The organism is Chryseobacterium urinae, assembly GCF_030518295.1.
GTDB lineage: Bacteria > Bacteroidota > Bacteroidia > Flavobacteriales > Weeksellaceae > Chryseobacterium > Chryseobacterium mucoviscidosis.
This window is the reverse complement of the sequence record NZ_JAULSJ010000006.1, coordinates 57,611-83,424: the sequence shown is the minus strand read 5'-3', so window position 1 is coordinate 83,424 and position 25,814 is coordinate 57,611. Positions and strand designations below refer to the sequence as shown.

Here is a 25,814-nt window from a genome sequence, read left to right as displayed (position 1 = left end):
ATTTTTTATATTAAACTTTAATTCAAATACAATTGTAATATTAACAGGTCGCTCCTAAGGAGCTTCCTTTTTACGGCTTTCTATTTTCTATTAACAGTACATTCCTACGGAATTTTATAACGCTCCGATAGGAGCTGACTGTTAATAGGAAACCATTTTATGTAAGCAGGAGCTCTGTAGGAGCGACCTGTTAATGATTCATTTATTCCAACAAAATCGTTTTCAAACCTTTCAGCTCTTTTAATAACCTGTAATTCATCAAAATCTTTTGTGACTTTTGACTCCGTCGAATCTTCGATTTGCGGTTAAATATCACTTACAATAATTTTTAAAATTATTAATTGCTACATCTTTCGCTTTCAGATCGTGCATCATATTATACAATCCGAAAAATGTTCGGTTCAGGTAAATGAAATGTCGGGAACCGCGGTTGGTATTCATTCCTTTCATATCACTTGCTTTCGCATATTTTTGTCCCAGATCGGCAATTTCCTGAAAGAACGACTCATCTGAAAAGTCAAATTTTTCCTGATTAAACGGTCTTGTAAACAGTTCCAGTAATTCATAGAACAGCTTAGCAAAAAACTCTTTTTCCTGTGGTGAATCGTCTTCACGAAGAATTTCCAACGTGAATAATTTCTCACGGAAAATCTCAGGATTCTTCAGATTTTCTTCTTTTGCCAATTCGAAATACGGAATGTAGAAATCTTCCGGAATTTCCTTGATACAGCCGAAATCGATAACCAATAATTCATTGTTTTCCGAAATCAGGAAATTTCCCGGATGCGGATCGGCGTGAACTTTTTTCAGAATATGCATCTGATACATATAAAAATCCCAAAGTGTCTGTCCTATTTTATTCAAATCCTCCTGCGAATTCTGTTTTTTGGTAAACTCAGAGAAATGAATTCCGGACATCCAGTCCATTGTGATGATTTTCTCACACGAAAATTCAGGATAATAATGCGGAAATTTTACATTCGGAAGATGACTGCATTCTTCTGCAAAATGCTGACTTCGTTTCAGTTCCAGATTATAATCAGTTTCTTCAAACAATTTGTCTTCCACTTCCTGAAAGTAAGATTCCGAACCTTCTTTTTTGATGTTGAACATTTTCATAGCAATCGGTTTTACCATTTTAAGGTCGCTCGAAATACTTTCTCTTACGCCGGGATACTGGATTTTCACAGCCAGTTTTTTGCCGTCTTTTTTTGCAGTATGAACCTGTCCGATACTCGCGGCATTAACCGATTCTGCGGAAAATTCATCAAAAATATCTTCCGGATTTTTCCCGAAATATTTTCTGAATGTTTTCTTCACCAAGGCACCCGACAAAGGCGGAACGGAAAACTGAGAAAGCGAGAATTTCTCCACATATTCCACCGGAAGAATATTTTTTTCCATACTCAGCATTTGGGCAACTTTCAAAGCAGAACCTTTCAATTCTTTTAACGAATCGTAAATGTCTGCTGCATTGTCTTCGTTCAGAATTTTACGTGCCTCATCTTCATCTTTCGTGATTTTATTTCCGTAATATTTCAGGTAATTGACACCGACTTTCGCTCCTGCTTTAAGCAGGCTGCTTGTCCGTTCAATTTTTCCTGTTGGAATTTTATCTAATGTTTTCATTTTTAAATCTTATTTTTATTTGTTTGGTAATCAAAGCTCCTTTGGGAGCTTTATCTGTGTAGAAAAAGAATTTATTTTCCATTTTAAGGCACTCCGTAGGAGTGCAATCTCTTTTTTTCCACTTTAAGATTAAACTCCTTCGGAGTTCTCTTCAAGACGATTATTCATAATTTCTACACAGATTCCGCACCTACGGAGCGCACTATTCTCTAGATTATTTTCATTCATTTTCGCAGCCGAATTACCTCATTCTTTTATCTTTACTTCTTGAATCGGCGAATCTCGCAGCCCGACCTGAGTGGAGCTCTTTTTGTAAGACTAGGAAAAGCATTGGCACAAAAAAGCGGGAATCCTTCGACAGACTCAGGATAAACTTCGAGCGGAAATAGCTGCCCAAATAAATATTAGCTTATTCGAAACCAAAAACCAATTGCCAATCGCCATTCATCAACTCATTTTAAATTTTTCCTTCCAAAGAAACTTTCCAAGGTCGAAAACTTTTCTCAATGGCTCGTTGTCCATCAGTTCAAAACCCGTATCGATGGTTTTTTCGATGAAAATATCCGTTTTTTCAAAATCCGGAGAAGTGTCTTTTTTCCAGAAATCAATGGCAGAAATCAAATGCAGCCAAAGTGCTTCCTGTCTCGATTTTTCGTTGAATTTTCGGATGTCTTCTTTCGCTTTTTCAATCATTTCCCATTCGTTGAAATCGAGCGTGTTGACAAATTGTTTGTGCGTTTCCCTAAGATTCTGGAGCGTTTTGATATTCTGAATTTTATTACTTCCCAAAATTGATAATACCAGAGAACGGTTCATCGTCATATTTTCAAAGAAAATGTAATACACATTCAGGAGTTTTTCTTTGGTTGTCACTTCGCTCGAGGAATTTACTTCCGAAGCGAGTTCCAGAGATTTCGTGAAAAGATGATTCAATATTTCTCTTTCGATTTGCTCGAATCCTGAGAAATAGTGGTAAAATTCTTTCTCCTCAAAATTGTTTTCTTTCGCAAAAAGGTAAACATTTTTCGGTTTTTCTCCGTGATTCAAAAGATAATCTCCGTATAATTCAAATATTTTTTCCTGCGTGATATTGGCTTGTTCTTGCATAATAGAATTTATTTATTGACAAATTTAGTAAATAAATTTACATTTAATTAAAATAAAGTATAAATTTGTACTATATAAACCATTTAATTTTTGAATTATGTTGACAATACAGGCACAATCGAATATACCTACAGATTTTGGGATGTTTACTGTTTATGCATTCTCAGAACACGAAGAAGACTGGAATCCGCACTTGGTTTGGGTAGCAGAAAACACAGATTTCAGCAAAACGGTAAACGTGCGTTTTCACTCGGAATGTATTACAGGCGAGATTTTTCATTCTAAAAAATGTGAATGCGGACAGCAATTAGACGCTGCAATGAAATATATGTCGGAAAACGGCGGAATGATTATCTATCTTCGACAGGAAGGGCGCAATATCGGAATCATTAATAAGTTAAGAGCATATGCACTTCAGGAAAAAGGTTTTGATACGGTGGAAGCCAATTTAAAGCTGGGTTTGCCCGCAGACGGAAGAAATTTTGATGTAGCGGTGGAAATGCTTAAGATTCTGAATGTGAAAGAAATTAATTTGCTGACCAATAATCCGGATAAGCTTAAATCTCTGGAAAACAGCGGAATTATTCTCAATAACAGAGTTTCTTTGGAAATAGAATCTAACGAAGTGAATGAAAGTTATCTTTCAAAAAAGAAAGATTATTTTGGACATCTCTTAGAAAAGGTATAATTTTCTCATTACGCTGAGAAACAAATTCCAGTCACCAAAACCAATCTTATGAAAAAAATTCTGCTTACCGGCGCTACCGGATATATCGGGAAACGAATGATAAACGTAATCGCTGCACAAGGTTATCAGGTAATCTGCTGCTGCAGAGACAAAAATCGTTTTTCTAAAAGTGTGGATATTGATGATGCCCAGATTGAAGTAGTGGAAGTGGATTTTCTGAAACCTGAAACATTGGAAAATATTCCAAAGGATATTTCCGGAGCGTATTACCTGATGCATTCGATGAGCAACAGCAACGATTATGCAGAAATTGAAAGACAATGCGCCGTTAATTTTTCAAATTATATTGAAAAAACCGATTGTAAACACATCATTTATCTTTCGGGTCTGGCAAATGAAAAAGAATTATCACAACATCTGAGTTCAAGATTTGAAGTTGAAAAAATCCTGATGAAATGTAAAGTTCCGGCAACGGTTTTAAGGGCTGGAATCATCATTGGTTCAGGAAGTGCATCGTTCGAAATCATCAGAGATCTGGTAGAAAAATTACCGGTGATGGTGGCTCCGAAATGGCTTCACACAAAATGTCAGCCGATTGGAATTGCCAATGTTCTGGATTTTCTGATTTTTACTTTATTTAAAGAACAGGCGTATCATAAAAATTTTGATATCGGATGCGATAATGTTTTGACCTACAAAGAAATGCTTTTGGAATTTGCTAAAATCAGAGGACTGAAAAGAAAAATTTTTACCGTTCCCGTAATGACTCCGAAATTGTCTTCGTACTGGCTGTATTTTATTACTTCAACATCCTATAATTTAGCTTCTGCTTTGGTCGGAAGTATGAAGATTGAAGTCATCTGCAGACCGGAAAGCCTTGCGGAAATTAAACAGATTACCGGAGTTCAGCCTTTTTCTTATGATACGGCGTTAAGAAGAACTTTGGCTAAAATTCAGGACAATGAAATTGCTTCAAGCTGGAAAGACAGCTTTATCAGCAGCAGAAGCGATTCCAGTCTGAAAGATTATCTCGATGTCCCGAAATACGGCTGTTTTGTAGATTTAAGAACTGAAGAATATGATGACCGTGAAAAATGTCTCCACAGAGTTTTTTCTTTGGGCGGTGCAAACGGATGGTACGGTCAAAGTCTCTGGAAGATCCGCGGATTTATGGATCTGCTTGTTGGCGGACCGGGACTAAGACGCGGAAGAACGCATCCCGATAAACTTCACGAAGGTGATGCGCTGGATTTCTGGCGTGTTCTGTATGCCAACAAAGAAGAAGGAAAACTGATTCTTTTCGCAGAAATGAAGCTTCCCGGAGAAGCGTGGTTAATGTTTAAAGTGTATAAAGGAAAACTCTGGCAAAAAGCGGTTTTCCGACCTCATGGATTAACGGGAAGACTCTATTGGTATTCTGTTTTGCCGTTTCACGGAATTATTTTTAAAGGAATGGTAAGAAGACTGGCAGGAAAAATTTCTTGATCCGATTATTTTTTAAGAATTGGCAGCACATAAACGTGTTGCCAGTTTTTGTATGACATTTCTGTAGTAAACAATTGAGGATTATATTTTTAAGCAAATTTTAAATATTGCCTTAAACATCAGATAGAAAATTTTTATTAATCTTATTTCTATATCACTTTCATAATGCTTAATTTTAAAGCTTTAAACGTTTAAACATTTACTAATACATCATCATAATGGAAAAATACAGTTATGGTATGATCGGACTGGGAGTTATGGGGAGAAATCTCCTGTACAACATCGCCGATCACGGATTTTCTATTGCAGGATTTGATCTTGATCATGAAAAAATAAAAGATTTGGAAGAACAGAAAACTTCCAATATGAATATCAAAGGAATACCTTCTCTGGAAGATTTTGTATCGCAGTTGGAAACACCGCGAAAAATTATTCTGATGGTTCCTGCCGGAAAACCGGTAGATGCGGTATTAGAAAATCTTAAACCGATTCTGAGCGAAGGAGATATCGTAATAGATGCCGGAAATTCTTATTTCAAAGATACCGACCGACGTGTGGCAGATCTGGCTTCCCAAAAGCTTCATTTTATGGGAATGGGAGTTTCCGGAGGCGAAAAAGGAGCGAGAACGGGACCAAGCATTATGCCGGGCGGAGATCAGGAAGCATTCGGACTTTTACAGCCGATGCTGGAAGCCATTGCTGCAAAAGTAGATGGTGATGCGTGTACCGCTTACATGGGAAAAGGTTCTGCCGGAAATTATGTGAAAATGGTTCACAACGGGATTGAATATGCCATTATGCAGCTCATTAGCGAAGCGTATGATTTGCTGAGAAAAGGAGCAAAGCTTACAAATGATGAGCTTTATGAAGTGTTTAAAGAATGGAATAACGGAGAGATGAATTCTTTCCTGATCGAAATTACAAGAGACATTTTCCAGCAGAAAGATTCTTTAACCGATGGTTATCTTGTTGATCAGATTTTAGATAAAGCAGGTGCAAAAGGAACCGGAAAATGGACTTCCGAACAGGCAATGGAAATCGGCGTTTCAATTCCGACGATTGATATTGCGGTAACGTCCAGAATTTTATCAGCTTATAAAGACGAAAGAATAAAAGCGTCGCAACTATATTCTCACAGTGAGGTTGTAACTCCTGAGAACAAAGAAATTTTCATTAAAGAAGTGGGAGAAGCTCTGTATTTATCTACACTAATCAGCTATGCACAAGGTCTGGCTTTACTGGTAAAAGCTTCTGAAGAATATCAGTTTGAAATTCCTCTGAAAGATGTAGTAAAGATCTGGAGAGGAGGATGCATTATCCGTTCTGTTTTATTGGAGAAATTCTATACTGCCTACACAAAAAATCCTCAGCTTTCCAATATTCTGCTTGATGAAAATATCGCAGCTATCGTTAAAGAAAAGGTTTCTTCATTGAGAAAAACAGCAGCTTTTGCAGTTTCAAACGGTATTTCAAGCTTAGGACTTCAGACGGCTTTAGGATATTTCGATGCCTATACTACGGAATCTCTTCCGGTGAATCTGATTCAGGCACAGAGAGACTATTTCGGAGCGCATACCTACCAGAGAACCGACAGAGAGGGAGTTTTTCACACCAACTGGGAAAGTTTTAATCATTAAAATTCAGAAATGAGCGAAAATAAAGTTTTGCAGCCCACCACAATTATCATTTTTGGCGCAACAGGAGATTTAGCAAAAAGAAAACTTTTTCCTGCATTTTACAACCTGTATATAGATGGAAGAATGCCGAAAGGCTTTAACATCATCGCTTTGGGAAGAGCAGATAATTCCGACGAATATTTTAAAAATTACATCAGAGAAAACCTGAACAGCTTTTCCAGAAAAAAAGTAACTTCGGAAGACTGGGCGGGTTTTCAGGCACATATTACCTATGTACAGCATCAGCTTGATGAAGAGAGTTCCTATAAAAATCTTAATCAGAAACTGGAAAGTTTTGACAAAGTCTACGGAACAAGAGGGAACAGACTTTTTTACCTTTCAATAGGTCCTAATTTTGTCGCTACCATTTCCAATCATATCAAAAATGCATCGCTTGCTTCAGATCCTAAAAAAGACCGCATTATCATCGAAAAACCTTTCGGACACGATAAACAGTCTGCGATTGAACTGAACAGCCTTTTGGCAGATGCTTTTGAAGAAGAGCAGATCTATAGAATCGATCATTATCTGGGAAAAGAAACCGTACAGAATATTCTTGCCTTCAGATTTGGAAACTCTATTTTTGAACCTTTATGGGATAATAAACATATCGAATCTATACAAATTACGGTAGCCGAAGAAGTAGGAGTGGAAACCAGAGGAAGCTTCTACGAGCAGACCGGTGCGCTCAGAGATATGGTTCAGAATCATCTTTTGCAGATTCTCTGTATGGTTGCAATGGAACCGCCTGCTTCACTGGAATCCGGAGAGATCAGGGATCGTAAAGTAGATGTCCTGAAATCTATCCGAAGAATTCCTGCGGAAAAAGTAGACCATTATGCCGTAAGAGGACAGTACGGAAAAGGAAAGTTAAATGGCGAAAAAGCGAAAGGTTACAGGCAGGAAGAAGGGATTGCGCCGGATTCCAACACAGAAACTTTTGCCGCCGTAAAGTTTTATCTCGATAATGAAAGATGGCAGGATGTTCCGTTTTACGTAAGGACAGGGAAAAAGATGAAAGAAAAACATTCTTACATCACCATTCAGTTTAAGCCGCTTCCGCATTCTACGTTTTCAGAAAGCTCGCAACAATTGTCTGCCAATCGACTGATTATCAATATTCAGCCTTTAATGGATATCAGACTCCAGTTTATGGCAAAAAAACCGGGACTTTCTCTGGTTTTAAAACCTGTAGAAATGATTTTTGATAATTTTGCCTGTCAGGAAGACACTCCGGAAGCGTACGAAACCTTATTGCTGGATGCTCTTTTAGGAGATTTAACCCTGTTTATGCGTTCCGATCAGGTGGAAGAAGCATGGGATGTGGTGAAAACCATTCAGGAAGCGTGGGCAAATGAAAAAGACAGCTCTTTCCCGAATTATGAAGCCGGAAGTTGGGGTCCTGAAGAAAGCACTGCTTTGGTAGAAAGACAGGGACATCACTGGGTTTAAAATTTAATAAAGAAAAAAGTAAAAATGAAGATTACCGTATTTAACGATTTAGATACATTATATAAAAAAGCAGCAGACCGTTTTGTAGATTTGGCTGAAAAGTCTATTCAGTATCACGAACGTTTTGTGGTGGCGCTAAGTGGAGGTTCTTCTCCGAAAGCTATCTTTAAGCTGTTGGCTTCCGGGAAATATGCAGATAAAATAGAGTGGAGCAAAGTCTTTTTTTTCTGGGTAGACGAAAGATGGGTTCCGCTGAATGACGAGAAAAGCAATGCTAAAATGACATTCGATACACTTCTCGATCATGTTTCCGTACATAAAGATCACATTTTCCCAATGTATAAAGACGGAGTTTCTGCGGAAGAATTTGCTGCGGAATATGAAAATCAGATCAGAAACGTTTTGGGAAATGACGGACGTTTTGATTTTATTCTTTTGGGAATGGGAGACGACGGACATACAGCATCACTGTTTCCGGGAGAAAAAGTGCTTTGGGAAAAGGAAAAGTGGGTCGATGCGTATTATCTGAAACCTCAGGAAATGTTCAGAATTACCCTTACAGCTCCAGTCATCAATAACGCTGAAAATATTTTAATCGTCACCTTTGGAGAAAGCAAAAAACACGCTCTGAATGAAGTTTTGAACGGGGTTTACAATCCCGAACAGTATCCGATGCAGCTCATTGAAAAAAGAGATTGTGTAGAACTTTTCACAGACGAAAAAGCAAAAGGATAATCATTAAATTTAAACTTTTTTAAACTTTTTATCTGAACCACAAAAAAGGACAAAAGATTGAGCTGCTGTAGTTAAAGTTAATAAAGATTTTTTAAAGTTTTTTAAAACAAAAATATTCTTGTTGGAAAATGCAAAGACGCAAGATTTCTATTAGTCTCAAATCTTTAAGGCGCAAGAAAATCAAAGATTTTCAATAAAGAATTGATGTTTAATTTTATCGTTAAATTAATAATTGTTTAAATAGGTATTGCATATATTAAGCAGCGACGGCACTTGTGCCGTCGCTGCTTTCTTTAAAACCATAGTATAAATATTTACTTATCCTTTGTGATACGGACAGCCTGATGTCGCAGCCGGAGTATTTAAGGATATATTTTCCGGAGTTTTTGTTCCTTCAAAAAACTGCTCTTCTATAATTTTTCTCTGCTCTTCAGGGATATCCTCCAGTTTTCGAAGCGTATTCACCTGAATATGCGGCCAGCTTGTCGTTCCGCCATCATCTCCGAAATGGAATTCGAAAAGAATAATCTGCTCATACTGAAGCTGAAGAATCTCTCTTCCGTTTTCCACCACCGTTTCGATCCACATTCTGAAATTTACCTCTACTGTCGGAACAAAACGGTTTACGAAAGGAACATTTAAGATCCCGCCTTGTGCGCCGGTTTTGTTTTTGGAAGACATCTGAAGAAAAACATAATTCTTAACTTCCTGTCCGCTGAGCGTATCTCTTAATCTCAGATCCGGTCTTACCGAATAAGGATAAAGATCGTGTGCAAGAATTCTCTGCGTATAAATTTTATTTTCTCCCGGATCATTTTGGTCATTCAGCGTTTCGTGAACCCAAGCCGGAGCGGGCTCATCCAGATTGATAGGATGCGTTTCACTCGCTCCTGCTCCTCCCATCGTTGGCGAAACAGATAGAAAATCGTAATTCCATGCCTTATCGCCTTCCGGAAACTGCGGAGCTCCCTGAACAAGATAATTGGATTGGGATGGCACGATGTCGCCCAGTAAAGTAATCGTGCTTCCGTGAGGAATCACTCCGCTTCGTGAAATAGAATAATCCGGAATAAAATACGGTCCGCGATTACCCGCTCCCGGTTTCAGTTCTTTTGCCGGAATGATCTCATAATATTCCTGTCCTTCCTTCAGTTCACTCATCAGAATATACTGAGGATTTCCGTTTTCATCTTTCACCTGAACCAAAGGCTCGTTTCTGTATTCGCCTTTGTACCCGTAGTTTTTGTAATCTTCCTCATCAAAAGCATGAATTCCGCGGTCTCTTTCTATAGATTCCTTTGTAGCTGCGTGATTGTAGACATCACTCAGCCAGAGATACATCCCGTTTTCTTCATGAATAGGCGTGTACAGCAAATCCGGATTATCTTTTTGGGTATTTACACTTTTAATGCTTTGCTCGTACTTTATAGCCCCGCAGAAAAGCTCATTTGCCCCGCCACGATTGCGCACACCTCCCGGAACAAGAGAAAAAACCAGTTTTTCAATGTATTCTTCACATTCGAAGCTGAACTTTCCCGGAATTGTTCCCGAATTGGTTCCCGGTGAAGGCATAATCGTGGTATGAACGCCGCTTCCGTTCATTGTTCTGTCGATATTTTTATTGTAATCGGCGTTGTAGCTCACCCAGGTTCCGTCCAGAGCCTTTAAAATTCCATAGTCTACATTATCTACAATCTGGTTCAGATTTTTTTCTCTGAAAGGAATCAGCGGATCATCAATCGTGAGTTTGGAATACCCTTTCATAAGGTTTTCCAGAAGACCCTGAGAACTGTCTGCGGATGTTCTCAGAAACAGGTTTTCCTGCTCAATACTTTCTTTTTGTCTTTTCAGCATGGTAATTTCGTTTTTGTAATGGTTAGTTTTTTGATTCGGAAAATGATTCAAACTTCAAAATAGAGTTCTGAATCTTTTCGGAATCATCAGTTTATGCATCCAAAATTAATGAGTTAAAGAAACAAAAAACTCAGTAGTTTTACTTAATTATATTGGTTGATCATAACTTGCTTTTGCAATCCCTGATATCTTTTACATCCCTACATTTTACAGTAATCTCAGGCATTTTGTAGTAAAATTGAAATTATTTGTGAATTCTTGGAAATTTTTTCATCACTATTAGGCTGGAATCACCATAAAAGCTATATTTGCAGCCTAAATTTTAAAAATAATGAAAGAACTAATTGAAAAAATCAACGCAGAATTTGAAGCTTTCACAACTGAAGCAAACCAACAAGCAGAAAAAGGAAACAAGGCAGCCGGAACAAGAGCTCGTAAAGCAGCTTTGGAACTAAGCAAGCTTTTCAAGGAATTCAGAAAAGTTTCTGTTGAAGAATCAAAAAAATAGTTGTTCCCAAAACCGGCTTTCAGTCGGTTTTTTTTATTTGAATTTTAAATAAGAAATTCAGTTTTTAAAATCATCACTTTCATACAGTCTTGATTTGTGGATTGTAAATCAAAAACGAATCTCACATTCACCATTGACTTTTTCACCATTCACAGCAACAATTCACCATCACCAAATCCTTTCTGCATTTTCCCATTTTCCAGAATCTCTTTATCTTTAACGAATCAATGATTAATATGAAGATAAACAGATTTCTTACGTTGCCTGTTATGATGGCAATGACTCAATTTTCTTTGGCTCAGAATGCCGTTCCTCAGGAAAAACTTAATCCCGTTGTTCAGAATTTCGTGAATGAGGTAAACAATAGTTCCCAGCTTGAAACGATGGCATATGAACTTTTGGACGGAATAGGTCCGCGTCTGATCGGAACTCCGGAAATGCTTGCCGCCAATGAATGGACGGCAAATAAACTGAAATCATGGGATATTGAAGCCAGTCTGCAACAGTTTGGAACATGGAAAGGATGGCAAAGAGGGATTACTCATGTGGATATGATGTTTCCGCGGATGAAAAGTTTATCGGCAACCCAGTTAGCATGGAGTCCGGCAACCAAAAAAGCAGTGGAAGCAGAAGTTGTTATTCTCCCGAAAGTTTCTTCCAAAGCTGAGTTTGACCGATGGATTTCTTCCGTCAAAGGAAAGGTTGTTTTGATCGCACAATACCAGAAAATCGGTCGTTCCGACGATCAGATTAAAGAATTTGCCACGCCTGAACTGTATGAAAAGCTTAAAAAAGAGAAAGAACAGGCTTCAAAAGAGTATCAGAATTATATAAAAAGCATTGGCTATAATAACGAAACGCTTCCCGAAGCTCTGGAAAAAGCAGGAGCGGCAGGAATTGCGATTTCCAACTGGACAGGAATTATGGGAGCCAACAGAATTTTTGAGGCAAAAACGAAGAATATTCCCATGTTCGATATTGAGCTTGAAGATTACGGAATGTTGTACAGAATGGCAGAAAACGGCGCAAAACCCAAGATCAGGATGGAGTTGAAATCAAAGATCCTTCCCGAAGCCAAATCGTTCAATACCATCGGAATGATTAAAGGAAAAGAAAAACCTGATGAGTACGTCATTCTTTCTGCGCATCTGGATTCGTGGGACGGCGCGCAAGGTGCTACAGACAACGGAACGGGAGTTTTAACCATGCTGGAAGCGATGAGAATTCTTAAGAAATATTATCCTGATAACAAAAGGACGATTATTGTCGGACTTTGGGGAAGTGAAGAGCAGGGACTGAACGGATCGAGAAGTTTTGTAGCAGATCATCCGGAGATTGTAAAGGGAGTTCAGGCGGTTTTCAATCAGGACAACGGGACGGGTAGAGTAGTAAACATCGGCGGACAGGGTTTTGTACATGCTTACGATTATCTTGGGAAATGGCTGAATGCGGTTCCTAAAAATATTAAAAGCCAGATTAAAACAGACTTTCCGGGAACTCCGGGTGGAGGAGGTTCTGATCATGCTTCTTTCGTGGCAGCGGGAGTTCCGTCATTCGGATTGGGTTCTTTAAACTGGGGATATTTTGGCTACACATGGCATACGACAAAAGATACGTACGACAAAATCATTTTTGATGAGGTGAAAAGCAATGTGATTCTAACGGCAACTTTAGCGTATATGGCTTCAGAAGATCCCGAATTTTCGAACCGGGAAAAAAGAGCAATGCCTCTGGACGATAAAGGACAGATTACTAAATGGCCGGAAGTGAGAAAAGCGGTAAGAGATTCTAAAGATTATTAATAAAGTTGAAGTAAAAGTTAGAAAACTCTATAGAGTTTTATCTGTGTAGAAAACATATTCGCAAGGCATTCAGCGTTCCGTAGGAACGCTATCTTTAGAAAATTTATTGAGAATTACAGATATCAATCCGTAGGATTGATAGACTTATTCTTATTTCTACACAGATTCTGCTCCTAAAGGAGCAAAACTTTTTTACTTTAAATTTTTAATTGAATATCCGTTAAACAACCTATTACTATGCACTGATATGAAAATCAATTATTTATAACAGGCACTTCGACAAGCTCAGTGTGACACCTCTAATGCTAAATGCTTGATTTCTAGCGATGTCAAGCTGAGCCTGTCGAAGCTTTAGGTTAATAAACGGACAATCAAAATTTTTATAATAAAAAAAGCGACTCAATTCATGAGTCACTTTTTATTTAGAGAAAACCGGTTATGAAGAACCTTTCTGATCTCTTCCATTTTTATTTCTTTTACAATGTAGGTTTTACAGATCTCGTTGTTGAAATGCATATGAAAATCCATCCGCATGGATTTGTTTGATGATTCATTTTCGGGATGTTCATAATTGATCCAAAAAAAGAAAAGATTTGCCAGACAAAGTAAATTTCTTGCAAATGATTTCAGAATATTGGGATAGTTACCGTAATCATCAATCACTTTTATTTTAAAAATCTTTTTGCCAAGAGTACACCCGAAAAAATGTTCTGTTACTGATCCTAAAACAATTGCACACGGAATTGAAAGAATCACAGCGACAATCAGAGGTTTATGCAATATGAAAACAAAAAGCAGGGTAAAGGGAATCATGTCTATAATTTTGGAACAGAATCTGTCCCTGCGGTTCTTTTCGTAGGTAGTATCATAAGAGATTTCATATTCAAAAAATTCATAGATGCGTCTTCCTTCCGAATCAAAATTTCGGGTTGCCCTTCTTGTTGTCTTATTTTCTTTAAGCTCTGAAATTTTCATCTTACCATGTGTTTCCATTTAAACCTTTTGTGTTATGCTGAACAGAATTTTATTAGTAATGATAAAGGCAAAATCATTTAAAATTCAGTTATTTTAGATTTTTCGACTCCACTTCGTTTCGCTCAAAATGACAATTTCGTAAATAAAATAACCATCTAAACAGACTTGAATTTAAAACCTTAATCATTCTTACAAAACCATACTCAGCTGAATTCTTTTTCTCGCTTCATCAATCTCCGTTACTCTTACCTGAACGTGCTGATGCAGTTTTACCACTTCATTCACATCAGAAACAAAGCCGTCTTTTAACTGGGAAATATGAACCAATCCGCTTTCCTTGATTCCCAGATCTACAAAACAGCCAAAGGCAGTGATGTTATTGACGATTCCGGGCAGAATCATTCCTGCTTTTAAATCTTTGATGCTTTTTACATTCGGGTCAAATTCAAAAACTTTAGCCGCTTTTCTTGGGTCCAGTCCCGGTTTTTCCAGCTCTTTTAAAATGTCTTTGATTCCTAAAATTCCGATGTCTCCTGTGATGTAGTTTTCGGGTTTTATCACTGCAATTTTTTCTTTATTGGCGATCAGCTCATTGGTTTTTATGCCTAAATCTTTTGCCATTTTTTCAACAATTCCGTAGGCTTCGGGATGTACGGCAGAATTATCCAGCGGATTTTTGGCATTATGGATTCTTACAAATGCGGCTGCCTGCTGAAAAGCTTTTTCTCCCAGTCTCGGAACTTTTTTAAGTTGTTTTCTATCTTCAAAAGCTCCGTTTTCTGTACGGTAGTTCACTATATTTTCTGCCATTTTCTCGCCGATTCCCGAAACATAGCTTAATAAAGATTTACTCGCTGTATTGAGATTGATTCCTACAGAATTTACACATTTCATCACCGTAGAATCCAGTTCATTTTTTAACTGAGTCTGATCTACGTCATGCTGATATTGTCCGACTCCGATGGATTTCGGATCTATTTTTACCAGTTCTGCCAACGGATCCGCCAGTCTTCTTCCGATAGAAACCGATCCTCGAACCGTCACGTCATAGCTTGGAAATTCTTCACGCGCAATTTTACTTGCAGAGTACACCGAAGCTCCGGCTTCTGAAACAACGAAAACCTGTAAAGGTTTGTCGAATGCAATTTTCTTGATGAAAAACTCGGTTTCGCGGCTTGCGGTTCCGTTTCCGATGGAAATGGCTTCAATGTTATAGGCATTCACCATAGAGCGGATTTTTTTCATTGCCATTCCGCTTTCATTTTGCGGAGCGTGCGGATAAATGGTCTCGTTGTGGAGCAGATCGCCTTTTTCGTCTAAACATACTACTTTGCAGCCGCTTCTGTAACCCGGATCAATTGCCAGAATCCTTTTTTCTCCCAAAGGCGGCGCGAGAAGAAGCTGCGTGAGGTTTTCAGAGAAAATCTCGATGGCTTTTTTATCAGCTTTTTCTTTCGCTTCCTGTAAGGTTTCATTGGAGATTGCGGGTTCCAGTAATCTTTTGTAGCTGTCTTTGATTGCCAGTGAAATCTGTTCCGATGTTTCGTTGTTGGATTTAATGATCGCTTTTTCAATAAATTCAATCGCTTCCTCTTTATCAATTCCGACATTGGTTTTCACAAAACCTTCGGATTCGGCTCTTAACATGGCTAAAAGGCGGTGAGAAGGTGTTCTGTTGAGGTTTTCCTCCCATTCGAAATACTGCGAGAATTTCTGGGCTTCTTCTTCATCTTTTTTGGCTTTCACTACTTTTGAAGTAACCATTGCTTTTCGCTGAAATAATCGGCGGAGATTTTTTCTCACATACATATTTTCGTTGATCCATTCTGCCATGATGTCTCGTGCGCCCTGCAAAGCTTCTTCTTCGGAGGCAACCTGATCGTTCAGGTATTTTGAAGCCAAAAACTGCAGATCCTGAACTTTCTGGCTCATAATCATTTTCGCTAAAGGTTCCAGCCCTTTTTCTTTCGCGGCATCGGCTTTGGTTTTCTTTCTTTTTTTGAAAGGCAGATAAAGATCTTCAATTTCCTGAATATCAAAACTTTCTTCAATTCTCTGTTTCAGTTCCGGTGTTAAGGCATTTTGTTCTTCAATCGATTTTAAGATCGATTCTTTTCTTTTTGCAATTTCTTCAAACTGTTTACTGAGTTTCGAAATCTGTTCAATCTGTGTTTCGTCAAGGTTTCCGGTTTTATCCTTTCGGTAGCGGGAAATGAAAGGGATGGTGCAGTCTTCCGCCAATAGTTCTAAAGTGGCATTGATGCTTTTTTCGGATATGTTGAGGGATTGCTGTATGTATTGTGTTGTGTTCATTGTAAATTTTAAACGGCTAAAATAATCAAAATGTATTTTGTAAACACATTTTAAATTTAACTACATTATGAAGTTGTTTAAAGTAAAAGAGTTTGCTCCTTTAGGAGCAGAATCTGTGTGGAAATAAGAATAAATCCATCAATCAATCCATAGGATTGATATCTTAAATATGATAAATTTTCTAAAGATAGCGTTCCTACGGAACGCAGAACGCCTTGCGAATATGGGGTCTACACAGATAAAACTCTATAGAGTTTTCTGCCATTTTACTTTAAACAACTTTACTTTAAGAGCTCATTTAATATTGCTAAATAAAAGTTTTTATAGCTTTTCTTAATTTTAACACTAAGAATTTCAGTTAGTTCAGTTAATTGTAATTAATAAGTTTATTTTTATTTAGTTTTTTAGCTAAAAAGTCTTAATTCCTTAATGGTAAAAATAAATTTAAACCTGATACAAAGATTTTAAATGTATCATGTACATTTAATAATTCTTATTTTAGCGGAAAGGTCAGTAATGGAAACCCTGAAATTTGATTTCTTGATGTATGATAAGATAAAAGTGTGGGATGTTTTCTATTTTTGGTTCCGGAATTTAGAATTCAGAATAAACTTTAAACAATTTAAATAATATGAAAAAACTAAGTGTTATTGCATTGGTTGCAGTAGGATTGCTTGCAGCGTCTTGTAACAAAGAAAAATCGGCTGAAAATGCAGCGACTTCTACTGAGCAGAAAGTAGCAGAAAGCAAAGGAGAAGTTTTGCCTGTAGATACGGTAGGTTCTGTGGTAAACTGGAAAGCATTCCACAAAGGGGGAATGGCTCCGCGTTGGGGAACTTTAATGGTAAAATCGGGAGATTTGAGCATTGAAAACGGAGGCGTAACGGCAGGAAACTTTGTAATCGATATGAACTCTATTAAAGTAGATCCGGCTTCTGTAACGGAAAAAGATAAAAAACCGGCAGACCTTGAAGCGCACCTTAAAAACCCTGATTTCTTCGACACGGCAAAAAATCCGACGGCTGATTTCAAAATTACAAGCGTAGCAGATCTTAAAGATGCTCCAAAAGATGCAGTAGCAGGAGCTAACAAAACAGTAAGCGGAAACCTTACTTTATCCGGAAAAACAATGAATGTAACATTCCCTGCAAAAGTGGATGTAACGGAAAATTCAGCGGCAATCCAGGCTAAATTCACGGTGAACAGAGCAGACTGGGGAATTAAATTCGGAACTTCCGAAGCGGATCCTGCAGAATGGATGATCAGCAAAGACATCGAAATCGCTGTAGACGTAATAGCTAAAAAATAATATTGTTAGATATTTCAGACTTGTAAAGCTGCCTTTTTTGAGGCGGCTTTTTTTATAATATAGTTTATTTTATAACTGTTGCTTTTTTATAATTTCCGATTCAATAGCCTTATGTTGTATGTATTTAATTTTTTTATATATTTGTAATTCCAATGATTCAATAACTTACTTCATTAGGCTGATTGAATCGGTTGTGACTTGCTTTTAAATTATTAAGAATGATAACCTCCATAATTTGGAGATGGATAAAACGAAAAATCCCTCGATGTTGGCGCATCAAAGGATTGTAACTTAGAATTAAATGTTTAATTTTTTAATTTATTGAAATGGAATTAAAAAACCTTATTTGCTTTCGTTCATTTAGACATTGGCGAAGCAAAAAGATAGTTCATCTATCTAAGCCTTTCTGTTTTTATTGCAAAAAGCGTAAATAAAAATATTTCAATTGGGCAGTTTTTTTAGCTGCCTAATTGTTTTGCAAATATACTAAAATTGTACGATTTGTTATAAAATAAAGAAGGCGAGTTACCCCGCCTTAAATGTTTTCACAACGGAATAATCCTTATTGTGAATTGCTTTCAAAATTATTGGTACAAATATAAAAGAAAATTTCTTTGAATGGTTTACGGAAAACCTCATTTTTAATATTTTTTTTCTTACTATTTTTATTTACTTCAAAAAACTGATACTTATGATTAAAAATATACTCGGACTGGACTTAGGAGTTTCATCAATTGGCTGGGCTTACGTTCAGGAGGATTCTGAAAATTTAGAAAACAGTAAAATTATCAAATTGGGAGTTCGTGTAAATCCATTAACTGTTGATGAACAACTAAATTTTGAAAAAGGAAAACCAATTACAACTAATGCGGGAAGAACTTTAGCCAGAAGTGCAAGAAGGAATCTTCAGAGATTTAAGTTAAGAAGAGCCAATCTTATTGATGTTTTAAAGAAAAATAATATTCTTAAAGAATCTGACTTACTTGCCGAAGTTGGTGAAAATTCAACATTCCAAACTCATGAATTAAGAGCGAAAGCAGCAAAAGAAAAAATAGAACTTTCAGAATTTGCTAGAGTTTTGCTTCTTATCAATAAAAAAAGAGGGTATAAAAGCAGCCGCAAAGCTAAAAATGAAGATGAAGGACAGATTGTAGACGGAATGGCTGTTGCCAAAAAATTGTATGAAGAAAATTTAACACCTGGAGAATATTCATATCAACTTTTACAGCAGGGGAAAAAACAGTTGCCAGATTTTTACCGTTCAGATTTACAGGCTGAATTTAATAAAGTATGGGATTTTCAGAAACAATATTATTCAGAAATTTTAACCGATGACCTTTATAAAGAATTACAAGGCAAAAATAAAAATGCAACTTGGGCAATTCTGAAAGAGCCATTTTCTCTCGTTGGAATCAAGCAAACCGGAACAATGCAGGAGAAGAAAGTTGAAAAATACTTTTGGAGAAGCGAAGCGGTAAAAAAGCAATTGGATTTTGAAAGTCTGGCTGTTGTATTTCAGGAAATTAACAGCAATCTGAATAATTCTAGCGGTTATTTAGGTGCGATTAGTGATCGAAGTAAAGAGCTTTATTTTCATAATCAAACAGTTGGAGAGTATTTATTTCAGCAGTTGAAAGAAAACCCTCATACAAAGCTTAAAAATCAGGTTTTCTACAGACAGGATTACTTAGATGAATTTGAGAAGATATGGGAAACTCAATCAAAACATTATAAAGAATTAACGAAAGAATTAAAGGAAGAAATTCGGGATATTATCATTTTCTATCAAAGGAAACTCAAATCTCAGAAAGGATTAATCAGTATCTGTGAGTTTGAAAACAGGGAAATTGAAATTACAGAAAATGGAAAAACAAAAAAGAAAACCGTTGGGCTAAAAGTTGCTCCAAAATCATCTCCTTTGTTTCAGGAATTTAAAATCTGGCAGGTTCTGAATAATTTACAATTTCAAAATTTAGATACAAAGGAAATATTCCCAGTAGATTTAGATTTCAAGCAATCTATTTTTGATGAGGTGAATATCAAAGGAAAGCTTTCTGCAAAAGATGTTTTAGATCTTGTTGGATATTCAGGAAAAGAATGGAAAACTAATTTCAAAGATATTGAAGGAAATTATACTAATGAAAATTTATATACTGCTTTTTTAAAGATTATTGCGAGTGAAGGGATAGAATTTCCAAAAGAATTTAAATTAACCATTGATGACGAAATTAAAGTTTCTAAAATAAATGCTTCGGCAGAAGTCATAAAATTATTTGTCAGAGAAAAGCTTTCAGAATTAGGAATCGATACATCTATTCTGGATTTTAATCCGGAGTTGGAAGGAAGTAATTTTGAAAAACAGGCTTCTTATCAGCTATGGCATTTATTATATTCCTATGAAGGCGATGATTCTCCTTCCGGAAACGAAAAATTGTATGAATTATTGGAGAGGAAATTTGGTTTCAAAAAAGAACATTCCAAAATATTAGCTGAAATTAGTTTTTCTCAGGATTATGGAAGTTTGAGCTCTAAGGCAATGCGAAAGATTTATCCTTACATTAAAGAACATAAATACAGCGTAGCATGTAATTATGCAGGTTACAATCATTCTAAAAATTCTTTGACCAAGGAGCAATTGGAGAACCGGATTTTGAAAGAACAATTAGATATTCTTCCTAAAAATTCTTTACGAAATCCAGTCGTTGAAAAGATTTTGAATCAAATGATCAATCTGGTCAATGAAATAATCAAAGAATACGGAAAACCAGATGAAGTAAGAATTGAATTGGCGCGAGAACTCAAACTTAATGCGGAAGAACGCGCTAAGATGACTTCTGAAATTAACAAAGCGACTATACAGCATCAGAAATATGCAGAAGTTTTGCAAAGAGAATTTGGCATAAAAAGTCCTTCAAGAAATGATATTATTCGCTATAAATTATACTTGGAACTGGCAAATAACGGCTTTAAAGATCTGTATACAGATGTAAAAATTGAAAGAGAAAATTTATTTACAGATAAATACGATATTGACCACATCATTCCTCAATCTCGATTTTTTGATGACAGTTTTTCCAATAAAGTTTTAGTTCCGAGAAGTGCTAATCTTAAAAAAGGAAATTTTACGGCTTTCGACTATCTTGAGAATGAAGGAAAGGAAAAATTAGAGAAATTTCTTAATGTCATAAAAGATCTTTATGATAAAAGTATTATAACCAAAGCGAAATATGAAAAGCTACAAAAAAAAGGTTCTGAAATAGGAGAGGGATTCATTGAAAGAGATTTAAGAAATACACAATATATCGCTAAAAAAGCAAAAGAAATTCTTTTCGGAATTACTAATTCTGTGGTTTCCACTTCGGGAAGAATTACCGATAAACTTCGGGAAGACTGGAATCTTGTCAACACAATGAAAGAACTTAATATCGAAAAGTACAGAAAATTAGGTTTAACGGAATTAATTGCAAATTCCAAAGGAGAGGAAAAAGAAAGAATCATTGATTGGACGAAGAGAAATGACCATCGCCATCACGCAATGGATGCTTTAACGGTTGCTTTTACCACCCACAGTCACATCCAATATCTGAATTATTTGAATGCAAGAGGTAACGAAAAACACAAAGAACATCAAAATATTTTTGCTATTGAAAGTTTAATTACAGAAATTGTAGAAAAGAAAAACGGATCAAAAGAAAGAAGATTCAAATTACCGATTAAAAATTTCCGTACTGAAGCAAAAAAACAATTGGAAGAAGTCTTGATTTCCCATAAAACTAAAAATAAAGTAGTTACCAAAAATATCAATAAAATTAAGAAAAAAGGAAGTATAATTACAAAAACAGAACTTACTCCGAGAGGACAACTTCATAAAGAAACAATTTACGGAAGTTCGAAATTTCTTAAAACAAAAGAAGAAAAAATATCTGGGAAATCTGATTTAGAAACGATTCAGAAAGTTCAAAATGAAAAATACAGAAATGCTCTGTTAAAAAGATTGCAGGAGTTTGGCGGAGATTCTAAAAAAGCATTCACCGGAAAAAATGTTATTTCTAAAAATCCAATATTTCTTAATGCTGAAAAAACGGAGCAATTACCTGAAACCGTAACTTTAGCTTGGTATGAAACGGGTTATACCATCAGAAAAGTTGTTAATCCAGATAATTTTAAAGATTTCAAAAATATTGAAAAAGTTATTGATAAAGGAGTTCGTGATATTCTAACTGAAAGATTAAAAGAATTTAACGGAAACTCTAAAGAAGCCTTTTCAGATTTGGAAAAGAATCCGATCTGGCTTAACAAATCAAAGGGAATTTCAATAAAGACCGTTACTATTACGGGAATTAATAATGCCGAAGCTTTACATTATAAAAAAGATCATTTAGGAAGAGAAATTTTAGATAAAAATGGTCAAAGGATAGCTGTTGATTTCGTGAGTACAGGAAATAATCATCACGTTGCAATTTATGAAGATGAAAATGGAAACCTACAGGAGAAAGTTGTGAGTTTTTATGAAGCTGTTGAAAGAGTAAATCAAAATTTACCAATTATTGACAAAGAATATAATTCTGAGTTAGGTTGGAAATTCTTATTTACAATGAAACAGAATGAAATGTTTTTATTTCCTTCAGAAGATTTTGATCCGAAAGAAGTTGATTTGTTTGATGATAAAAACCTGAGTTTGATTTCTAAAAATCTTTTTAGAGTGCAGAAGTTCGGATCATTGCTTTCTGGATTTTGGTTTAGACATCATTTAGAAACAAGTGTAGATGTAAATTCTGTGTTAAGAGGTACGTCATATAAAGTAATTCAAAGCTCTAATAATTTGAGATCTATTGTAAAAGTAAGGCTTAATCATTTAGGTAAGATAGTTCAAATAGGAGAATATTAAAACATTTATAGTATGATCACCCGCTCCATCTACATCGGCAATCCTGCTTATCTTAAACTCAAAGACGAGCAATTAAAAATTCTCTGTCCGGAAACCAAAACGGAAAAGGGGAGTGTTCCTGTGGAAGATTTGGGGTTATTGATGCTGGATCATTATCAGATTACCATTTCGCACCATCTGATTCAGAAAATGATGGGAAATAATGTCGTGGTGGTGAGTTGTGATTCCCATCATTTACCGCACGGAATAATGCTTCCGCTGTATGGGCATACCGAGCATTCCGATCGCGTAAAAGATCAGTTGGAAGCCAGTGAACCGCTGAAAAAACAGCTTTGGAAACAGACAGTAGAATGTAAGATCGAAAACCAGAAAAATGTACTGATGAAACTGGGGAATTACTACGAACCGATGATTGAATATCAGAGAAACGTAAAATCCGGCGATATAACGAATATGGAAGGGATTGCGGCGCAGCATTACTGGAAATACCTCATCAGTCTGGACTTTTTGAGACAGCGTTTTGGAGATTCACCCAATCAGTTTTTTAATTTTGGATATGCCGTGCTTAGAAGCATTGTGGCAAGAGCCATTGTAGAAACCGGACTGTTGCCTGTTCTCGGCATTTTTCATAAAAATAAATACAATCCGTATTGCCTTGCCGATGATTTAATGGAACCTTATCGTCCGTTTGTTGATCTGCTTGTGATGCAATGGCTGAAAATTCATCCGGATACCGAAGAACTGACGAAAGAATTTAAAGCGCATATTCTCCAGATTGCGACCAAAGATGTGCATATTGATGACAAAACAAGACCGTTGCTGGTTGCTGTAAAAATGACCACATCATCGCTTTACAAATGCTACACAGGAGAAAAGCGGCTGATTTCTTATCCGGAATTGATGTAATTTTTTTATGGCAGCTTTATCCGCCTGTAGTTTATCCTGAGCGGTGTCGAAGGATAAAAATCTGCAAAAAGAGCTCCACTCAGGTCGGGCTGCAAACGTTACGATAAACAAACAATAGTCACCAAAAATGAACGCCGAAAGGTTTAATGCATACCGAATTATGTGGGTTTTAGTATTATATGACCTCCCGACCGAAACGAAAGCGAATATGAAAGATGCAAACCGTTTTCGGAAGGCTTTGATTGATGACGGATTCACTTTATTCCAGTTTTCGATGTACGTGCGTCACTGTCCGAGCCGGGAAAATGCAGAAGTACACATCAAAAGAGTGAAATTTATGCTTCCAAAAGCCGGAAAAGTAGCCATTATGTGCATTACCGATAAACAGTTTGGAGACATCGAAATCTTTTTTGCCAGAAATAAAGAAGAACCGCCACCGACCTTCCAACAGCTCGAATTGTTCTGAATTTTAAATCCTGAAAACAAAAATAATCTACTGAAGACCAGTAGATTATTTTTTTGAGGTTGTCTTTCATCACGAAGATAATAATTTTGAAATCCGCAGCCGGATAATCGTAGGCGGATTCGACGAAAAGCGTTGGATTCGATTTGGCTGAGTCAAAGCAACTCCCAAATAGAAAATCAAAAAAGATAATTAGAGATAGATTATAATTAAGTTTTAGAGATTTTGTTATTTTTAAAATATAAAATAATCCATTGAAAACCAATGGATTATTTTTTGAGGTTGTCCTTCATCACGAAGATAATAATTTTGAAATCCGCAGCCGGATAAGCGTGGGCGGATTCGACGAAAAGCGTTGGATTCGATTTGGCTGAGTCAAAGCAATTCCCAAATAGAAAATCAAAAAAGATAATTAGAGATAGATTATAATTAACTTTTAGAGATTTTGTTATTTTTAAAATATAAAAAAAATCCATTGAAAACCAATGGATTAGATTTTGAGGTTGTTCTTCATCACGAAGATAATAATTTTTGAAAGCAATTCACAACCTTAAGTACTTTGACGTCAAAGATGGTACTGTTGTTCTTCATCACGAAGATAATAATTTTTGAAAGCAATTCACAACGATGGTACTCCAACTTCTTTAAATACTCTTGTTGTTCTTCATCACGAAGATAATAATTTTTGAAAGCAATTCACAACCTCGAGAGTCAAAGCGAGTACTATGTGTAGGTTGTTCTTCATCACGAAGATAATAATTTTTGAAAGCAATTCACAACGCTTCTCATTTTCTACTTTTGCCTTAGTTAGTTGTTCTTCATCACGAAGATAATAATTTTTGAAAGCAATTCACAACACCCCAATTTATGGACTGCAACCCTCGTGTGTTGTTCTTCATCACGAAGATAATAATTTTTGAAAGCAATTCACAACGCTAATGGTGATGAACCTACTACTCCTAATGTTGTTCTTCATCACGAAGATAATAATTTTTGAAAGCAATTCACAACAACTAAAGAGCTTCCTACCCTTACTCTTGCGTTGTTCTTCATCACGAAGATAATAATTTTTGAAAGCAATTCACAACAATTAAATCTAAATAAATATGGGAGCAGCCGTTGTTCTTCATCACGAAGATAATAATTTTTGAAAGCAATTCACAACGACGGCACACCAACTTCTTTAAACACACTTGTTGTTCTTCATCACGAAGATAATAATTTTTGAAAGCAATTCACAACATCCGAGCAATGCCGACTAAGGTACCTTTAGTTGTTCTTCATCACGAAGATAATAATTTTTGAAAGCAATTCACAACAAACAAAAACTTTTTTTTTTTTTTTAATAAGTTGTTCTTCATCACGAAGATAATAATTTTTGAAAGCAATTCACAACTTCCCGGATTTTTTCATTTGTTGAAATTTTGTTGTTCTTCATCACGAAGATAATAATTTTTGAAAGCAATTCACAACTATGAAGTCTAATTGGTTTTTTATTTTCATGTTGTTCTTCATCACGAAGATAATAATTTTTGAAAGCAATTCACAACTGCTCTTGTAAGAGCCATCGCAGTAAGCATGTTGTTCTTCATCACGAAGATAATAATTTTTGAAAGCAATTCACAACTATGAAAACGTTTATCACTGGTATGACTGGGTTGTTCTTCATCACGAAGATAATAATTTTTGAAAGCAATTCACAACATTGTCACTCAAAAGAACTACACTGAAGAGGTTGTTCTTCATCACGAAGATAATAATTTTTGAAAGCAATTCACAACCCATCTGGTGTTATTAAATGTGGAAGACTTGTTGTTCTTCATCACGAAGATAATAATTTTTGAAAGCAATTCACAACAAAGAAATTTAAAAAAAAAATTGTTATTTAGTTGTTCTTCATCACGAAGATAATAATTTTTGAAAGCAATTCACAACCTGTTTGAAAACATTGGTGATCAAGATGTCGTTGTTCTTCATCACGAAGATAATAATTTTTGAAAGCAATTCACAACTTAATAAATTAA

General features: G+C 36.1%; 16 protein-coding genes and 1 CRISPR repeat array (1 of these 17 cut by a window edge). Of the genes, 11 read left to right on the top strand and 5 right to left on the bottom strand.

Annotated elements, in window-relative coordinates:
* Positions 1–312 precede the first annotated feature (312 nt).
* Positions 313–1,629: an ABC1 kinase family protein gene (locus tag QWT87_RS05300; protein ID WP_302714422.1), complete on the bottom strand. Its 1,317-nt coding sequence runs from the start codon at positions 1,627–1,629 to the stop codon at positions 313–315.
* Between the two features lie 447 nt (positions 1,630–2,076).
* Complete coding sequence (locus QWT87_RS05295; protein WP_302714420.1) at positions 2,077–2,736, bottom strand: TetR family transcriptional regulator C-terminal domain-containing protein; 660 nt, start codon at positions 2,734–2,736, stop codon at positions 2,077–2,079.
* 97 nt (positions 2,737–2,833) lie between these two features.
* Here QWT87_RS05295 and ribA point away from each other — a divergent pair, with 97 nt between their 5' ends.
* The 5 genes from ribA to pgl all read left to right on the top strand — a co-directional run bounded on the left by ribA (position 2,834) and on the right by pgl (position 8,772).
* Entirely contained in the window at positions 2,834–3,424 is a 591-nt protein-coding gene (gene ribA / locus QWT87_RS05290) for a GTP cyclohydrolase II (RefSeq protein ID WP_302714418.1), read from the top strand.
* A gap of 48 nt (positions 3,425–3,472) precedes the next feature.
* A complete protein-coding gene (locus QWT87_RS05285) occupies positions 3,473–4,909 on the top strand; it encodes an SDR family oxidoreductase (protein ID WP_302714416.1) in 1,437 nt (478 codons plus the stop codon).
* A 218-nt stretch (positions 4,910–5,127) separates the two neighbouring features.
* The gene (gene gndA / locus QWT87_RS05280) at positions 5,128–6,546 is read left to right on the top strand and encodes an NADP-dependent phosphogluconate dehydrogenase (protein WP_076394671.1); all 1,419 of its coding nucleotides are present in this window, start codon (positions 5,128–5,130) and stop codon (positions 6,544–6,546) included.
* 9 nt (positions 6,547–6,555) lie between these two features.
* Entirely contained in the window at positions 6,556–8,037 is a 1,482-nt protein-coding gene (zwf, locus tag QWT87_RS05275; protein WP_302714413.1) for a glucose-6-phosphate dehydrogenase, read from the top strand.
* Between the two features lie 24 nt (positions 8,038–8,061).
* Positions 8,062–8,772, top strand: a complete 711-nt coding sequence (pgl, locus tag QWT87_RS05270) for a 6-phosphogluconolactonase (RefSeq protein ID WP_302714410.1) — start codon at positions 8,062–8,064, stop codon at positions 8,770–8,772.
* A gap of 318 nt (positions 8,773–9,090) precedes the next feature.
* On the opposite strand, the gene QWT87_RS05265 is transcribed toward pgl, so the two are convergent.
* Positions 9,091–10,626: a peroxidase, FMP-type gene (locus tag QWT87_RS05265; protein ID WP_302714408.1), complete on the bottom strand. Its 1,536-nt coding sequence runs from the start codon at positions 10,624–10,626 to the stop codon at positions 9,091–9,093.
* A 331-nt stretch (positions 10,627–10,957) separates the two neighbouring features.
* On the opposite strand from QWT87_RS05265, the gene QWT87_RS05260 reads away from it, so the two are divergent.
* Complete coding sequence (locus QWT87_RS05260) at positions 10,958–11,134, top strand: histone H1 (RefSeq protein WP_076394683.1); 177 nt, start codon at positions 10,958–10,960, stop codon at positions 11,132–11,134.
* Between the two features lie 236 nt (positions 11,135–11,370).
* Entirely contained in the window at positions 11,371–12,936 is a 1,566-nt protein-coding gene (locus QWT87_RS05255; RefSeq protein WP_302714402.1) for a M20/M25/M40 family metallo-hydrolase, read from the top strand.
* Between the two features lie 411 nt (positions 12,937–13,347).
* On the opposite strand, the gene QWT87_RS05250 is transcribed toward QWT87_RS05255, so the two are convergent.
* On the bottom strand, positions 13,348–13,929 hold the full coding sequence (locus QWT87_RS05250; protein WP_302714400.1) for an RDD family protein: 582 nt from the start codon (positions 13,927–13,929) through the stop codon (positions 13,348–13,350).
* A gap of 171 nt (positions 13,930–14,100) precedes the next feature.
* Positions 14,101–16,224, bottom strand: coding sequence for a Tex family protein (locus QWT87_RS05245; RefSeq protein ID WP_302714398.1), 2,124 nt, complete (start codon positions 16,222–16,224; stop codon positions 14,101–14,103).
* 631 nt (positions 16,225–16,855) lie between these two features.
* On the opposite strand from QWT87_RS05245, the gene QWT87_RS05240 reads away from it, so the two are divergent.
* From QWT87_RS05240 to cas2, 4 genes are all read left to right on the top strand, one after another.
* Positions 16,856–17,533: a YceI family protein gene (locus QWT87_RS05240; RefSeq protein ID WP_302714396.1), complete on the top strand. Its 678-nt coding sequence runs from the start codon at positions 16,856–16,858 to the stop codon at positions 17,531–17,533.
* A 694-nt stretch (positions 17,534–18,227) separates the two neighbouring features.
* Positions 18,228–22,421 carry a type II CRISPR RNA-guided endonuclease Cas9 gene (cas9, locus tag QWT87_RS05235; RefSeq protein WP_302714638.1) on the top strand — a complete coding sequence of 1,398 codons (4,194 nt, stop codon included), beginning with the start codon at positions 18,228–18,230 and terminating at the stop codon, positions 22,419–22,421.
* A 12-nt stretch (positions 22,422–22,433) separates the two neighbouring features.
* Positions 22,434–23,327 carry a type II CRISPR-associated endonuclease Cas1 gene (gene cas1 / locus QWT87_RS05230; protein WP_302714394.1) on the top strand — a complete coding sequence of 298 codons (894 nt, stop codon included), beginning with the start codon at positions 22,434–22,436 and terminating at the stop codon, positions 23,325–23,327.
* A gap of 127 nt (positions 23,328–23,454) precedes the next feature.
* Positions 23,455–23,793 (top strand): CRISPR-associated endonuclease Cas2, encoded by a 339-nt coding sequence (gene cas2 / locus QWT87_RS05225; protein ID WP_007842732.1) that lies wholly within the window; start codon positions 23,455–23,457, stop codon positions 23,791–23,793.
* Between the two features lie 499 nt (positions 23,794–24,292).
* Positions 24,293–25,814: direct repeats of the CRISPR family, unit length 47 nt; unit sequence GTTGTTCTTCATCACGAAGATAATAATTTTTGAAAGCAATTCACAAC; it runs 4,147 nt beyond the window's last position.